The organism is Castellaniella sp., from assembly GCF_049650445.1.
Taxonomy (GTDB): domain Bacteria; phylum Pseudomonadota; class Gammaproteobacteria; order Burkholderiales; family Burkholderiaceae_B; genus Castellaniella.
In genome coordinates this window covers 1-13,779 of sequence record NZ_JBASAD010000026.1, presented here as the reverse complement: position 1 = coordinate 13,779, position 13,779 = coordinate 1, and the positions used below count along the sequence as shown (strand labels likewise).

Annotated in this window: 14 protein-coding genes; 3 read left to right on the top strand and 11 right to left on the bottom strand. The window is 66.9% G+C overall.

The features are described 5' to 3' along the window. The 7 genes from fabD to WA983_RS09000 all read right to left on the bottom strand — a co-directional run bounded on the left by fabD (position 1) and on the right by WA983_RS09000 (position 6,572). Positions 1 to 933: an ACP S-malonyltransferase gene (gene fabD, locus WA983_RS09030; protein WP_424249807.1), complete on the bottom strand. Its 933-nt coding sequence runs from the start codon at positions 931 to 933 to the stop codon at positions 1 to 3. 10 nt (positions 934 to 943) lie between these two features. After that, complete coding sequence (locus WA983_RS09025; protein ID WP_424249805.1) at positions 944 to 1,918, bottom strand: beta-ketoacyl-ACP synthase III; 975 nt, start codon at positions 1,916 to 1,918, stop codon at positions 944 to 946. A 22-nt stretch (positions 1,919 to 1,940) separates the two neighbouring features. After that, positions 1,941 to 2,978, bottom strand: coding sequence for a phosphate acyltransferase PlsX (gene plsX, locus WA983_RS09020; protein ID WP_424249803.1), 1,038 nt, complete (start codon positions 2,976 to 2,978; stop codon positions 1,941 to 1,943). 31 nt (positions 2,979 to 3,009) lie between these two features. Further along, positions 3,010 to 3,192, bottom strand: coding sequence for a 50S ribosomal protein L32 (gene rpmF, locus WA983_RS09015; protein WP_376812810.1), 183 nt, complete (start codon positions 3,190 to 3,192; stop codon positions 3,010 to 3,012). A gap of 66 nt (positions 3,193 to 3,258) precedes the next feature. Continuing rightward, positions 3,259 to 3,759, bottom strand: a complete 501-nt coding sequence (locus WA983_RS09010; RefSeq protein ID WP_424249801.1) for a YceD family protein — start codon at positions 3,757 to 3,759, stop codon at positions 3,259 to 3,261. 94 nt (positions 3,760 to 3,853) lie between these two features. Beyond that, positions 3,854 to 5,725 carry a sensor histidine kinase gene (locus tag WA983_RS09005; protein WP_424311930.1) on the bottom strand — a complete coding sequence of 624 codons (1,872 nt, stop codon included), beginning with the start codon at positions 5,723 to 5,725 and terminating at the stop codon, positions 3,854 to 3,856. A 112-nt stretch (positions 5,726 to 5,837) separates the two neighbouring features. Beyond that, positions 5,838 to 6,572 (bottom strand): response regulator, encoded by a 735-nt coding sequence (locus WA983_RS09000; RefSeq protein WP_424311929.1) that lies wholly within the window; start codon positions 6,570 to 6,572, stop codon positions 5,838 to 5,840. Positions 6,573 to 6,769: 197 nt separating this feature from the next. Here WA983_RS09000 and WA983_RS08995 point away from each other — a divergent pair, with 197 nt between their 5' ends. Continuing rightward, on the top strand, positions 6,770 to 7,372 hold the full coding sequence (locus tag WA983_RS08995) for a Maf family nucleotide pyrophosphatase (protein ID WP_424249795.1): 603 nt from the start codon (positions 6,770 to 6,772) through the stop codon (positions 7,370 to 7,372). After that, positions 7,369 to 8,079 carry an SAM-dependent methyltransferase gene (locus tag WA983_RS08990; RefSeq protein WP_424249793.1) on the top strand — a complete coding sequence of 237 codons (711 nt, stop codon included), beginning with the start codon at positions 7,369 to 7,371 and terminating at the stop codon, positions 8,077 to 8,079. The genes WA983_RS08995 and WA983_RS08990 overlap by 4 nt, the downstream gene beginning before the upstream one ends. Before the next feature lie 91 nt (positions 8,080 to 8,170). Here WA983_RS08990 and WA983_RS08985 read toward each other — a convergent pair whose 3' ends face one another. The 4 genes from WA983_RS08985 to WA983_RS08970 are packed head-to-tail and all read right to left on the bottom strand — an operon-like array spanning position 8,171 to position 11,525. Next, a complete protein-coding gene (locus WA983_RS08985) occupies positions 8,171 to 8,821 on the bottom strand; it encodes a sulfite oxidase heme-binding subunit YedZ (protein ID WP_424249791.1) in 651 nt (216 codons plus the stop codon). Next, complete coding sequence (gene msrP, locus WA983_RS08980) at positions 8,821 to 9,783, bottom strand: protein-methionine-sulfoxide reductase catalytic subunit MsrP (protein ID WP_424249789.1); 963 nt, start codon at positions 9,781 to 9,783, stop codon at positions 8,821 to 8,823. The genes WA983_RS08985 and msrP overlap by 1 nt, the downstream gene beginning before the upstream one ends. Positions 9,784 to 9,840: 57 nt before the next feature. Next, entirely contained in the window at positions 9,841 to 10,569 is a 729-nt protein-coding gene (locus WA983_RS08975) for an HAD family hydrolase (protein ID WP_424249787.1), read from the bottom strand. Beyond that, a complete protein-coding gene (locus WA983_RS08970; RefSeq protein ID WP_424249785.1) occupies positions 10,566 to 11,525 on the bottom strand; it encodes an RluA family pseudouridine synthase in 960 nt (319 codons plus the stop codon). Before WA983_RS08970 ends, WA983_RS08975 begins: the two co-directional genes overlap by 4 nt. Positions 11,526 to 12,008: 483 nt before the next feature. On the opposite strand from WA983_RS08970, the gene WA983_RS08965 reads away from it, so the two are divergent. Next, the coding region (locus WA983_RS08965) for an Rne/Rng family ribonuclease (RefSeq protein ID WP_424311928.1) at positions 12,009 to 13,779 on the top strand (1,771 nt) is incomplete at its 3' end.

The following is a 13,779-nucleotide window of genomic DNA, read 5'->3' as shown; positions in this document are numbered from 1 at the left end:
TCAGCCTCCCAGAGCTTCCAGCGTCGCCTGCAGGGACGCCGGATCGGTGATGTTGAACGTGTTGATTTCGCGGTCGATGCGCTTGACCAAGCCGGTCAGCACCTTGCCCGGCCCGCACTCGACGAGGTGGGTGACGCCGTCCTGCTTCATGGCCTGGATGGTTTCCACCCAGCGCACCGGGTGCCAGGCCTGGCGCACCAGCGCATCGCGGATGGCGGCCGGATCCGTCGGACGGGCGACATCGACGTTGTTGATCAAGGGCATGGCCGGAGCCACCAGGGCCACGTCCGCCAACGCGCCCGCCAGGACGGCAGCAGCAGGCTCCAGCAGGCGCGAATGGAAGGGCGCCGACACCGGCAGGGATACGGCACGCTTGGCGCCGGCTGCGCGCGCCCGTTCACAGGCGCGCTCGACCGCAGCCGTATGGCCGGCGATCACGACCTGGGCCGGGGCGTTGTAGTTGACGGCCTCGACGATCTGGCCTTCGGCAGCCTGGGCACAGGCCTGGCGCACGGCTTCGTCGTCCAGCCCCAGGATGGCGGCCATGCCGCCCTCGCCCACCGGCACGGCGGACTGCATGGCCTGGGCGCGCACGCGCACGGTACGTACCGCGTCCGCCAGGTCCAGGGAGCCGGCCGCCACCAGGGCGGAATATTCACCCAGGCTGTGGCCCGCCACCAGGGCGGGGGCCGCGCCGCCTGCCTGCCGCCAGGCGCGATACATCGCGACCGAGCACAGCAGCATGGCGGGCTGGGTGTGGGTGGTCAGGTTCAGGGTGTCGGCCGGGCCTTGGGCGATCAGACCGGAAAGGTCTTCACCCAGTGCCGCGCCGCCCTCGCGCAGCGTCGCCTGGACACCGGCGTCGTCCGCCCAGGCGTCCATCATGCCAACGGTCTGCGAGCCCTGGCCCGGAAATACAAATGCAATCTTCATGTCGTAGTCTTCAGATTTTCACGAGGACGGAGCCCCAGGTGAAGCCGCCACCCACCCCTTGCAGCAACACGGTCTGGCCGGCGCGGATGCGGCCATCGCGCCAGGCGACGTCCAGCGCCAGCGGCACGCTGGCCGCCGAGGTATTGGCGTGACGATCCAGGGTGACGATGAGCTTGTCTTCGGGCAGGTTGAGCTTGCGGCCGATGAAATTCAGGATGCGGATGTTGGCCTGGTGCGGCACCATCCAGTCGATGTCGGACACCTGGATGCCGGCCTCGTCGCAAACTTCGTGCGCGGAGCGCGTCAGGGAATTGACGGCCAGCTTGAACACGGCCTGACCGTCCATGCGCAGGAAGGGGTCGCCCGTGACCTGACCGCCCGCGACGTTGCCGGCGGCGCACAGGATATGTTGCTGGCGTCCGTCGGCGTTCAGCCGCGCGGCCAGGATGCCGGGCTCGTCGGAAGCGCTGACGACCACGGCCCCGGCGCCGTCGCCGAACAGCACGCAGGTACGGCGGTCGTTCCAGTCGAGGATGCCGGAGAAGACCTCGGCGCCAATGACCAGAGCATGACGCGCACGGCCGGCGCGCACGAAGGCGTCCGCAGTCGCCAGGGCGTAGACGAAGCCGCTGCACACCGCCTGGACGTCAAAGGCGGCACCGCCCCCCACGCCCAGATTGGCCTGCACCAGACAGGCGGTGCTGGGGAAGATGAAATCCGGCGTGGAGGTTGCGACGATGATCAGATCGATCTGGTCGGCCGTCAGGCCGGCGCTGTCCAGGGCCGCGCGCGCAGCCGCCGTGGCCAGCGTGCTGGTCTTGGTGCCGGGATCGGCGATGTGGCGCTGGCGGATGCCGGTGCGTTCGGTGATCCAGGCATCGGACGTTTCGATGCCGCGCGTGGCCAGATCGGCGGCCAGATCATCGTTGCTGACGACGCGTGGGGGCAAATAGCCGCCCGTTCCTGTGATCCTGGCGTAAGGCATATCGATTCCGGAAAAAGAAGGACTAGGCTGCCGGAGCGGGCGGTCGACCGCGCAAATCGTCGAGACGCTGGATGGTGCCCTCGAGGAGCCCGTTGAGCACGGCCTCGCGGGCCCGTTGCAGCGCCTGGCCGTAGGCATAGGCGTCGGCAGAGCCATGGCTCTTGATGACGATGCCGCGCAGGCCCAGCAGGGCCGCCCCATTGTAGCGGCGATTATCCACGCGGGCGCGGAACCGCTGCAGGACGGGCGTAGCGACCAGCCCCGCCGTCATGGTGAAGGCGTTGCGGCGGAACTCCTCGCGCATCATGGCGCCGATCATGCGCGCCAGACCCTCGACGGACTTCAGGACCACGTTGCCGACGAAGCCGTCGCAGACGACCACGTCCACCGTGCCCTTGAAGATGTCATCGCCTTCGACGTTGCCGTAGAAGTTCAGGCCGCTGCCGCGCAGCAGATCGGACGCCTGCTTGACGACTTCGTTGCCCTTGATGAGTTCTTCGCCAATGTTCAACAGGCCGACGGAGGGCTGAGCGCGATGATCCATGGCGGACACCAGCGCAGCCCCCATGAGGCCGAACTGCAGCAGGTGCTCGGCCGTGCAGTCCACGTTGGCGCCCAGGTCCAGGACCGTGGTCGCCCCACCCTTCTGGTTGGGCAGCGCCGTGGCGATGGCCGGACGATCGATGCCGTCCAGCGTCTTCAACACGTAGCGGGAAATCGCCATCCAGGCGCCGGTGTTGCCGGCCGACACGGCGGCGTCGGCGCGGCCGTCCTTGACGGCCTGGGCCGCCACCCGCATCGAGGAGTCTTTCTTGCGACGCAGGGCGATTTCCACCGAGTCGTGCATGGTGACGACTTCGGAAGCGTGCAGGATCTCGAACTGACCGGCGGCCGCCGCGTTCTGATGCAGGGTCTGGCGGATCAGGGCCTCGTCACCGACCAGCAGACACCGGGTATCCGGGTGTGCCTGGGCGAACGCCATTGCTGCCGGTACGGTGACCGGCAGGCCATGATCACCGCCCATGCAATCGATGGCGATGGTCGGATTGGAATGGGTCATCGGCGCGTGGGAGAACCGTGGCGCAGATGGCTTATTCGTCGTTCTTGGTCTTCAGGACCTTGCGGCCGCGATAGGTGCCGTTCGGGCTGATGTGGTGGCGCAGGTGCAGTTCGCCAGTGGTCGGCTCGATGGCCGTGGCGGGCGCCGTGAGGAAATCGTGCGAACGATGCATGCCGCGCTTGGACGGGCTCTTTTTGTTTTGCTGGACAGCCATGATGACTCCTGTGAATCGGGGCCGCTCATTTTAAGGTAAGCACGAGCCCGTGTGTTGAATGAAAATTCAGTCTTTCCCGAACCGTCCCAGGACTGCGAACGGCGAAGGCCGCCGAGGCGGTTCCGGCACATCCCCATCGCCCGGACACACCTCGTGACGGGGCGCATAGGGCAGCACCAAAATCAGCTCGTCCTCGACCAGGCCCAGCACGTCCAGGCGCGGGTCGGCGACGAGGTATTCGATCTCAGGACCCTGGCCTTCGGCTTCGAGCGCGTCCATGGCTTCTAGCTGCGCCTGGGTTTCCACCAGACCCAGCGTGCTGGATACCCGCAGCGTCAGACTGAAGGCCCCCAGGCAGCGCTGGCACATGACCCGCACCGGCCCGTCGGCCTCGACATCCAGCCAGGACTGCCCGGACGGCGCATCGAACCGGCCACGCACCTGCCAGCGGATTTCTCCATCCTGGGGTTCGGGCAGATCCTGGCACAGGCGCGTCAACTGCGCAGTAAGGACCCTGCCATCCAGGGCGCCGCCGGCCCGCGCGAACCCGGTCGCATCGATGACCATGAATTTTGTGATTCGGGAAAACTCTAGATGATACTGGATGGCATGGGGTGAGGTCAATCACTTGCCGCCGAGCCTCCGACAGGCGCGTGCTCAGTCAGGATATCCTGGCATCGCCCTCGACATCCTCTGCGCACGCGGACAATTCCACCCGTAGCGTCACGCACACGGTGGTGCCGTCGGGGCCGGATGTGACGGACAGCGAGCCGCCCAGACGTTCGGCGCGGGCGGCCATGCTGCGCATGCCCACGCTCAGGCCGGCGTGCTTGACGGCTTCGGGATCAAAGCCGCAACCATCGTCGGTGATGTCCAGTTGGAGCAGATCGGCCTGCGGTTGCACGCACTGCACCTGCACATGGCGGGCGCGGCTGTGTTTGATGACGTTGGCCAGGGCTTCTTCCGCAATGCGCATCAGGCCCAGGCATTGCAGGGTGCTGGGCGGGATGCGCCAGTGTTTGGCAATCCGCCAGCTTGAATCCACGCCCAGTTCGTCGAACAGCCGGGTAAAGCGATGGCGCAGCGGCGCAGCCCATTGCACCGGCGTGGCGGGCGTGACGACGCCCGCACTGGAGCCGTGGTCGATCACCTGGCGCAGGTCATCACGCAGGACTTTCAGCAAAGACAGCATGCGCTCGTTGGACAAGGGCGTGGGAGATTGTTCCACGAGCGCCATATTGCGCACCAGGCTGCCGCCCAGGCCGTCGTGCAGGTCGTGGACGAGGTGCATGCGTTCTTGCAGCTTGGCGTGCTTCAGCGCGTACTGGTGCTCGCGCCGCAGGACTTCGGAAAGTTCCGCACGGGCTTGGGCGACGTGATCCTGGAGTTCCCGATTGAAGTGTTCGGCGCGGCGGATGCTGGCGACCAATTGGGTGCCCATCAGCACCCCGATGAAAAGCGCGGCGATCGGCCCGGTGAGGGTGCTCCAGATCGTTTGTTCCTGCGTGCCGTGCGTCAGGACGTAGGCGTCATGCATGCCGGTGACCAGAAAGGCCAGATAGCACAGCGCCAGCAGCAGATGCATCGGCTGGCGGGTGCGCCAGGCGTGAAACTGGAATTGCAGACAGTTGGCCAGAAAGATCAGCACGGCGCCAAGCCAGACACTTTCGACTGCCGGGTAGGGCGCAAACAGCGCAACCGCCAGCCCCAGCGCCATGACCAGCCCAAGCCAGCGCTCCAGGCGCGGCAGGCGCTGCCCGCCAAAGCGCCAGGTGAACAGGCAAAAACACGCCACATAGATCAGGTAGCTGACGTGATTCAGGCGAGTATGCGCCAATGCCGTCTCGAAGGGCCAGGGCGTCAGGGCCAGCGCCGTAAAAAGATACAGCACCCACCAGAAGGTCATCAGGGCATACCAGCCAAACGCGCGCTCTGCGCGGCGCAAGCACCAGATCGTCAGGCAGATCAGGCCCATCGCACTGGACAGGCCGATGGTCAGGAACAGGACGGTGCGCTGAACCCAGGTGCGGCGCAGGTGGCTGGCTTCGATGTGATCGGCGGCCCCCAATTGCAGCGTACCCAGCCCCTGTGCCAGGCCTTCCGGGGCGAGGACGCGCACCCAGATCGTGTTGACGCCGTCACGCAACAGATCGTCGGGCAGCGGCCACCAGCGGGGCATGAGCCAACTGAGCGACAGCGGCTCCACCAGCGAGGCGTCGCGCCAGAGGAAATGATCGTTGATATGAATTTCGCCTGCGATGACGAGGCCATCCACCCTCAAGGCCAGCGGCGGACCGGTCGCACCAGGGGCGCAGCCGCGTTCCCAGTCAATGCGGTACCAGACTTCGCCCCGCAGGTCGGACCACGGGCGTTTGCGGATGTCGGGCAAGGTCACGGCTTGCCAGCCACTGGCGGGGCGCACGCCGCCAGAGCCGTGCGCCTCGGCTGAAGTCATGGACAGGATGCGCGGCAGGCAATCCGGCGCGGAGGCCGCATGGACGGGCAGGCTGATCAACCATACAGCCAGTGCCAACAGAACAATGGGCCACGAAAACGCCCCCACGCCGCACCTTCGGCTTGCCGCCCCCACGCAATCCGTGCGGATCCGTTTGAAGCGCGTGTCGACGGCCCCCAATCGAGTCCCTTTATTGGATCATCCCGCGCACCCGAGCGACACGGATCGCCATGGTGCGCGATGAGACGGCCAGTTTACGGTAGATGCGCTTGATGTGGCTTTCGACGGTATAGCGAGAGAGACAAAGCTGCGTGGCGATTTCCCGGTTGGTCAGGCCGTCCGCTACCAGACGCAGAATCTGCGCCTCGCGTTCGGTGAGCGTTTCGCCTGGATTCACGGCGGTCGCGGGGGCGTCACCCAGGCCGACAGTGGCAGGCGCCGGGCTCTGCTGTCCTGGCGGGACGGCATGGATCGGCAGCAGTTCCAGGATGCGCCGCGCGATGAACGGATCGATGGGCGCGCCGCCGCGCAGCACGCTGCGGATGGACATGGAAACCTCGATGTCGTCACGTTCTTTGAGCACGTAGCCGGTGGCCCCGGCCCGCAGCGCATCGAGGATGGCTTCTTCCGCGCTCCAGGCCGACACCACCAGGATGCCGAGTTCAGGATTGTCGGCGCGCATCTGCGCGATCAGTTCCAGCCCATTGCCGTCGGGCAGCATCAGATCGACCAGCGCCAACGCCATCGGCTGATTGACCAGATGAGCACGGGCCTCTGCAAGCGAACCGGCAAAGCACAGGGCTTCGTCGGCATATCCCAATTGCCGCAGCAAGGCGCCCAGCCGCTGCTGCAGCAAGGGTTCGTCCTCGACGATCAGGACGGGCGCGGGCAGCAGGTCGTGCGCGGGGGGCTGGGATTCAATCATGGGGGGGGATTCAGGCAACCGCAGCATCGCAGCGGCAGGGCGGCGGGTCTTGCGTGCCGGATGGCGACATCTTAAGCCAGGGGGCGCTGGCCGCCTATCCCTGAAAACAGTGAATGATGTTGAACGCGTCATGCGCAAGGACGAATGGCAGGGGTGGCAGCGCAGTAAACTGGCGCGCTGACCCCCTGGATCTTTCTATGCGCCTCATCCTGGCTTCCAGTTCACCCTACCGCCGCGCCCTGCTGCAACGGCTGAAGCTGCCCTTTGCCGTCGAATCCCCGGACATCGACGAAAGCCCGCGCCCCGGCGAATCGCCGCTGGCCCTGTCCCTGCGCCTGGCGCAGGAAAAAGCCGCCGTGATCGCTGCGCGCCACCCCGGCGCCCTGGTGATCGGCTCGGACCAGGTGGCCGTATTCGAGGGCGAACCCATCGGCAAGCCGGGCTCTTTCGAGGCTGCCCGCGCTCAGTTGCGTCGTTTCAGCGGCCGCGAGGTCCTGTTCCACACCGCCCTGTGCGTCACGGACGGCCGGCGCCCGCTGCTGGAGCAAGTGCCCACCGAATGCCGCTTCCTGACCCTGGACGATGTCCGGATCGAACATTATCTGCGCGTCGAACAGCCCTTCGACACGGCCGGCAGCGCCAAGGCCGAACAACTGGGCGTCGCGTTGATGGAACGGATGCGCAGCGACGACCCCACTGCCCTCATAGGCCTGCCCCTGATCGCCCTGTGCCGCATGCTGCGGGCCTTCGGCCTGGAGCCCCTGGCGTCCCATCCCGAGCTTCCCGAAATCCAATCATGACCACTACCCTGCATCTGATCCCCGTCGGCCTGGGCCAGGCCGACCCCGAACGCTGGCTGCCTCGGGCCGCCCGCGAAATCACCGCCACGCTGCGCTATTTCATCGCCGAAAACGCGAAAACGGCGCGCGCCTTCCTGAAGCAGATCGAAACCGCCATCCCGCTGCAGGAAATCACGATTCATACCCTGAAGCCAGACACGCAGGCGGGCGAAATCCGCGCCTGGCTGAACGCCGTGCCCGCCGGCCAGGACCTCGGCCTGGTGTCGGAGGCCGGCTGCCCGGCCGTGGCGGACCCCGGCGCCGGGGTGGTGGCTCAGGCGCACGCCGCCGGCATCCGGGTCGTACCCTGGACGGGACCGTCTTCCATCATGCTGGGCCTGATGGCCAGCGGCCTGCAGGGCCAGCGCTTCGCCTTCCATGGCTACGCGCCGGTCAAGGCGCACGAACGCGACGCCCAGTTGCGCGCCTGGGAATCGGTGTCGCACAAGCAGCAGCAGACCCAGATCCTGATCGAGACCCCCTACCGCAACGCCGCTCTGTTCGAAGCGCTGCTGCGTACCCTGCGCGATACGACGCGGCTGTGCATCGCCAGTGCATTGACCTGCGACGACGAGGCCATCGCCACGCGCACCGTCGCCCAGTGGCGCAAGGCCGGCCCGCCGGATTTCGAGCGCAAGCCGACCTTGTTTCTGTATCTGGCCGAGTAAAGGGCCCCCACGCTGCGCAGCCTTTGGCTGCTTGCTGCCCCCCGAGGGGGCGCGTTTTGCCTTGGGGCGGCCCGTCGGCAAAACAGGCCGATTACCGCGCCGCGCGCCAGGCACGCCACCATCCCGGCAGGCGCACGGCCAGCAGCAACACCAGGATCACGGCGTACAGGCGTGGCTCCAGAAAGTCGTTCTTGCCTGCCCGCATCCAGTCGAAATGCAGGGCCGACAGGATGGCGGCCGGATAGACCAGCGTGTGCAGGCGCTTCCAGTTTCGTCCCAGGCGCCGCATCCAGCCCTGGGTGGAGGTCGCCGCCAGCGGCACCAGGCACAGCACGGCCAGCGCGCCTACTCCAATGAAATCGCGCTGCCACAGATCCGTCCACATCGAAGCCGGCACCCATCCCCGGTCCCAGACTGCCCAGGCCAGAACGTGCAGTGCGGTATAGAAGAAGGCGTACAGCCCCAGCTTGCGCCGGTGGCGCAGCAGGCCGGCCCAGCCCAGCCGGCGCACCGGCGTCACGGCCAGGGTGGCCCACAGCAGGACCAGCGCCCAGATGCCGCTGGAACGCGTCAGGAATTCCTGCGGATTGACGCCCAGGCCCCCGGCCGTGCCCAGCGCGACCCAGCGCACCAGGGGAAACAGGCCGCAGGCGTGGACGCAGGCACCCAGAACCCGGCCACCGCCCGGCCGCAGGCGGCGCGCCGCCGCAACCCCATGGGCCCCTTCCGCACGCGCGCCCATCAGAAATTGCGCGCCAGATCCATGCCGGCGTACAGGCCGGCCACCGCTTCGGCGTAGCCGTTGAAAGGCTGGGTGGGCAGGCGCGGCGCGAAGAAACTCGTGCCGATGCGACGTTCGCTTGCCTGGCTCCAGCGGGGATGCGGGACCGCCGGGTTCACATTGGCATAGAAACCGTACTCCCGGGGCGCGGCGCGCATCCAGCTGGTGACCGGCGGTTCCGCCTGCAGGCGGATGCCGACCAGCGACTTGGCCGACTTGAACCCATATTTCCAGGGCACGATCACCCGTAGCGGCGCGCCGTTCTGCGGCGGCAGGGTGCGGCCGTAGACACCAAAGGTCAGCAAGGCCAGCGGGTGCATGGCCTCGTCCAGACGCAGGCCTTCGACATAGGGCCAGTCCAGCACGCCTTCGGCCACGCCCGGCATGGCCTCGGGCTGCAGCGTCGTCGTGAACACCACGTAGCGCGCATCCGCCGTCGGCTCGACCTGCCGCAGCAGATGGGACAGTGAATAGCCGGTCCAGGGCACCACCATGGACCAGGCCTCGACGCAGCGCAGCCGGTAGACGCGCTCTTCCAGGGGCGCCAGGCGCCGCAGCGCATCCAGATCCAGGGTCAGGGGCTTGCGCACGGCGCCATCGATCCGCACTGTCCAGGGCTCCAGCCGCATCCGCCCCGCATAGTGGGCCGGATCGCCCTTGCCGGTACCGAACTCGTAGAAATTGTTGTAGGTGGTGATGTCGGACCAGACATTGGGCGACTCGTCGGTCGACCAGCGGGCATCGCGCGGGGCTTTCAGCAGAGGACCTTCGGGGCCTTCGGCCTCGGCCGCCCGGGCCAGGCCCGCCGCGCCCAGCGCCAGAGAACCCACAGTGGCCTGCTGCAGCCAGCGTCGCCGCGACTGCCAGACGGGTTCGGGTGTGATTTCAGAGGGCCGGATGCCGATTTCCCAGAGTTTGCGCATGATGACCCGCCTGGAGGAAGACAATCCAGTTTAGACCGTCAGCACGCGGAAAAGTTCTCAGCCTGCCGCCCGCGCGCGGATCCAGGCCTGCATCTCGGGGACCGTGGCTGCCAGCGCCGTCGGCCGGGCGGATTCCAGCAGGGACGGCTTGTGAGCCCCGTAGGCGACCGCCAGACTGTCCACCCCCGCCGCCTGCGCCATCAGCACGTCGTGGGTAGTGTCCCCCACCATCAGCACCGTGCCCGGATCCAGATCCAGTTCGGCCAGCAACTGCAGCAGCATGTCCGGGTCCGGCTTGCCGCGCGCCTCGTCCACCGTGCGCGTGGCGCGAAACAGGCCCCGCAGATCCAGCCGCTCGATCGAATCATCCAGGCCGCGCCGGCTCTTGCCCGTGGCCACGCCCAGAATCGCACCACCTGCGTGCAGATCGCGCAATAGTTGCACCTGGCCTTCAAAAAAATGCATTTCGTGCTGCAAGGCCATGAAATGCGCGCGATAACGGTCCACAAACGCATCCTGGCGGTCGGCGCCCAGTTCCGGCACCAGGCGGTACAAGGCCGCCTGCAGCGACAGCCCGATCACCCAGCCGGCTTCTTCGCGGGACGGTTCACGCAGATCCAGATCCCGGCAAGCGCCCAGCAGCGCCTCGACGATGTGATAGGTGGAATCCAGCAGAGTTCCATCCCAGTCGAAAATCACGGCGCGGTACTGTTTGTCCGGCGCGCCGCCCATGCGGCTCGACGCCGTGGAAGTCGTGACCGGCGTGATGGGGGCTAGGGCGTTCATGAACGAGCATGCTCCAGTTGATCCAGCAGCGCCCGGCAGGCGGGCGGCAACGGTGATTCAAAGACCAGGGGCGCTCCGGATACCGGATGGGGGATTTCCAGCCGGTGCGCATGCAGAAACATGCGCCGGAAGCCCTGGGCGGCCAGGGCGGCGCGCACGGCGTCCGGCCCGTATTTCTCGTCCCCGGCGATCGGATGCCCCTGCGCCGCCAGGTGCACCCGGATCTGGTGGGTGCGCCCGGTGCGCAGTTCGGCCCCGACCAGGGAATAACGCCCGGCGTAACGTCGTTGCAGGGTGATGATGGTGTGAGCCGGCTTGCCCTGGGCATCGACGCGCACCCGGCGCTCGCCGTCCGGGGTCAGGTATTTCAGCAGGGGCAGGCGGATGTGCTGGCGATCGTTGACCCAATCGCCCACGACCAGCGCCAGATAGTGCTTGCGCCCCTGGCTTTCGCGCATCATGTCATGCAGGGCCACCAGGGCCTTGCGGCTGCGCGCCACCATCAGCACCCCCGACGTTTCCCGGTCCAGGCGATGGGCCAGTTCCAGCAGGCGCTCGTCCGGTCGCGCGGCGCGCAACTGCTCGATCACGCCAAAGGACACTCCGCTGCCGCCATGCACCGCCACCCCGGCGGGCTTGTCGATCACCAACAGGTGCTCGTCCTCGTACAACACGGGAAACGTGGCGGGCGGCGCCGGCGGCGTGACGCCGGGCGCGGGCAGGCGCAGCGGCGGCACACGCACCGTATCGCCGGATGCCAGGCGGGTCTCCGCCCTGCAGCGCCCCTTGTTGACCCGGACCTGGCCGTCGCGGATGGCCTTGTAGATATGGCTTTTGGGGACGCCCTTGCAGATCCGCAGCAGGAAATTGTCCAGCCGCTGCCCCTCATGCTCGGTCCCCACGAGCACCTGGCGGACGGCCGGCGGCGGGATAGGGGAATCAACTATTTTGCGCATAGGGAAAAGCGGCATATAATCGCAACAGCCCATAGAGGCTGGAAACCGCCGGACGTAGAGACGCAATGGATGCATCTCCGTCGGGCAAGCAGGGACTCCATTGTACTGCCTCACTTCCAGCCTCCTGGTCCTTGGTCGCCGGCTCCGTCCCGCTTCCCTCCCCCGCGCGCTATCGCCGGGCGCTGGAATCGACGTCAGGCCGCGTACGACGCCGCAGATTCTGCTCGCTCTTCCGCACCGGACGCGGCCCACCGCTCGCGTTCGCCGTTCCCAGCAATCTTTTCGTCAACCACACATCGTGCCCTTGACCTCCCTGCTGACCGAACCCCGCGCCTACCGGCGCACCGTGCCCCTTCCCCAGGAGACCGGCGCGGTCTGACTTCGTCAGCGCGCCGATCCCCTCGCAGACTGTCGCATCGCACACCGAGTGACCCGTGGCCGTGCGCCGAATCCGGCGCGCCCTGACTACGGAGAAACCCACTCATGAAACGCATGCTGTTCAATGCGACGCACCAAGAAGAACTACGCGTCGCGATTGTCGATGGCCAGAAACTGATCGACCTGGACATCGAGACTGCCGGGCGCGAACAGCGCAAAGGCAACATTTACAAAGGCGTCATCACCCGGATCGAACCGGGCCTGGAAGCCTGCTTCGTCAACTACGGGGAAGACCGCCACGGCTTCCTGCCCTTCAAGGAAGTCGCCCGCACGTACTTCAAAGAAGGCGTGGACGTGCGCAGCGCCCGCATCCAGGATGCCCTGTCCGAGGGCCAGGAACTCATCATCCAGGTCGAAAAGGAAGAGCGCGGCAACAAGGGCGCGGCCCTGACCACCTTCATCTCCCTGGCCGGCCGCTACCTGGTGCTGATGCCCAACAATCCGCGCGGCGGCGGCGTGTCGCGCCGGGTCGAAGGCGAAGACCGCCAGGAACTGCGCGACGCCATGGACCAGTTGGACATCCCGGCCGGCATGAGCATGATCGCCCGCACCGCCGGCATCGGCCGTGGTGTCGAAGAACTGCAATGGGACCTGAATTACCTGATGCAGCTCTGGACCGCCATCGACGGAGCCGCCCGCGAAAACAAGGCGCCGATCCTGATCTATCTGGAATCCAGCCTCGTCATCCGCGCCATCCGCGACTACTTCTCGCCGGAAATCGGTGAAATCCTGATCGATACGGACGACATCCACGATCAGGCGACCGCCTTCATGAGCGTGGTCATGCCGGACAACGTCAATCGCGTGAAACGCTACCGCGACGACGTGCCCCTGTTCTCCCGCTTCCAGATCGAACACCAGATCGAAACTGCCTACTCGCGTACGGTCACCCTGCCCTCGGGCGGCGCCATCGTGATCGATCACACCGAGGCCCTGGTTGCGGTCGACGTCAACTCCGCCCGCTCGACGCGCGGCGCCGACATCGAGGAAACCGCCCTGCGCACCAACCAGGAGGCCGCCGACGAAGTCGCCCGCCAACTGCGTCTGCGCGACCTGGGCGGCCTGATCGTGATCGACTTCATCGACATGGAGGACAGCAAGAACCAGCGCGCCGTCGAACAGCGCCTGCGTGATGCCCTGCACTTCGACCGCGCCCGCGTCCAGATGGGCAAGATCTCCCGCTTCGGCCTGATGGAACTGTCCCGCCAGCGCCTGCGCCCGGCCCTGAACGAGGGCTCGCACGTCACCTGCCCGCGCTGCACCGGCACCGGCGTGATCCGCGACGCCGAATCCAGCGCCCTGCACGTGCTGCGCCTGCTCCAGGAAGAAGCCATGAAGGAAGGCACGGCCGCCCTGCACGCTCAAGTGCCGGTCGACGTCGCCACCTTCCTGCTCAACGAAAAGCGCCGCGACATCGGCCAGATCGAATCCCGCCTGAAGGTCAATCTGGTCCTGATCCCGAACAAGTCCCTGGAAACGCCGCATCACCACATCGAGCGCCTGCGCCACGACGATCCGCGCCTGGACGAGAACAAGACCAGCTTCGAACTCGCGCAAGAACCCGAGGACAAGCTCGTCTGGCAGCCGAACAAGGCCCAGGAAGCCAAGATCCGGCCCGAAGCCCTGGTCAAGGGCATCCAGCCCGCCGAACCGGCACCGGCCCACGTGGAACGCGCCCCCCGCACCGCCGAGGCCGCCGCGCCCGCGGCGACACCGGCTGCGGCGCAAGGCGGCCTGCTCAAGCGTCTGTTTGGCTGGCTCACCGGCTCGACGGCTGAAACCGCCGCCCCCGCCGCCGAACCGGCCGCACCTACCC

Bases quoted from the DNA above. Each gene is read 5' to 3' on its own strand.
- WA983_RS08970 (WP_424249785.1), bottom strand. From the start codon at position 11,525: ATGCGCAAAATAGTTGATTCCCCTATCCCGCCGCCGGCCGTCCGCCAG.
- WA983_RS09025 (WP_424249805.1), bottom strand. From the start codon at position 1,918: ATGCCTTACGCCAGGATCACAGGAACGGGCGGCTATTTGCCCCCACGC.
- plsX (WP_424249803.1), bottom strand. From the start codon at position 2,978: ATGACCCATTCCAATCCGACCATCGCCATCGATTGCATGGGCGGTGAT.
- WA983_RS09010 (WP_424249801.1), bottom strand. From the start codon at position 3,759: ATGGTCATCGATGCGACCGGGTTCGCGCGGGCCGGCGGCGCCCTGGAT.
- msrP (WP_424249789.1), bottom strand. From the start codon at position 9,783: ATGCGCAAACTCTGGGAAATCGGCATCCGGCCCTCTGAAATCACACCC.
- rpmF (WP_376812810.1), bottom strand. From the start codon at position 3,192: ATGGCTGTCCAGCAAAACAAAAAGAGCCCGTCCAAGCGCGGCATGCAT.
- WA983_RS08990 (WP_424249793.1), top strand. From the start codon at position 7,369: ATGACCACTACCCTGCATCTGATCCCCGTCGGCCTGGGCCAGGCCGAC.
- WA983_RS09000 (WP_424311929.1), bottom strand. From the start codon at position 6,572: ATGATTGAATCCCAGCCCCCCGCGCACGACCTGCTGCCCGCGCCCGTC.
- WA983_RS08985 (WP_424249791.1), bottom strand. From the start codon at position 8,821: ATGGGCGCGCGTGCGGAAGGGGCCCATGGGGTTGCGGCGGCGCGCCGC.
- WA983_RS08975 (WP_424249787.1), bottom strand. From the start codon at position 10,569: ATGAACGCCCTAGCCCCCATCACGCCGGTCACGACTTCCACGGCGTCG.
- fabD (WP_424249807.1), bottom strand. From the start codon at position 933: ATGAAGATTGCATTTGTATTTCCGGGCCAGGGCTCGCAGACCGTTGGC.
- WA983_RS08995 (WP_424249795.1), top strand. From the start codon at position 6,770: ATGCGCCTCATCCTGGCTTCCAGTTCACCCTACCGCCGCGCCCTGCTG.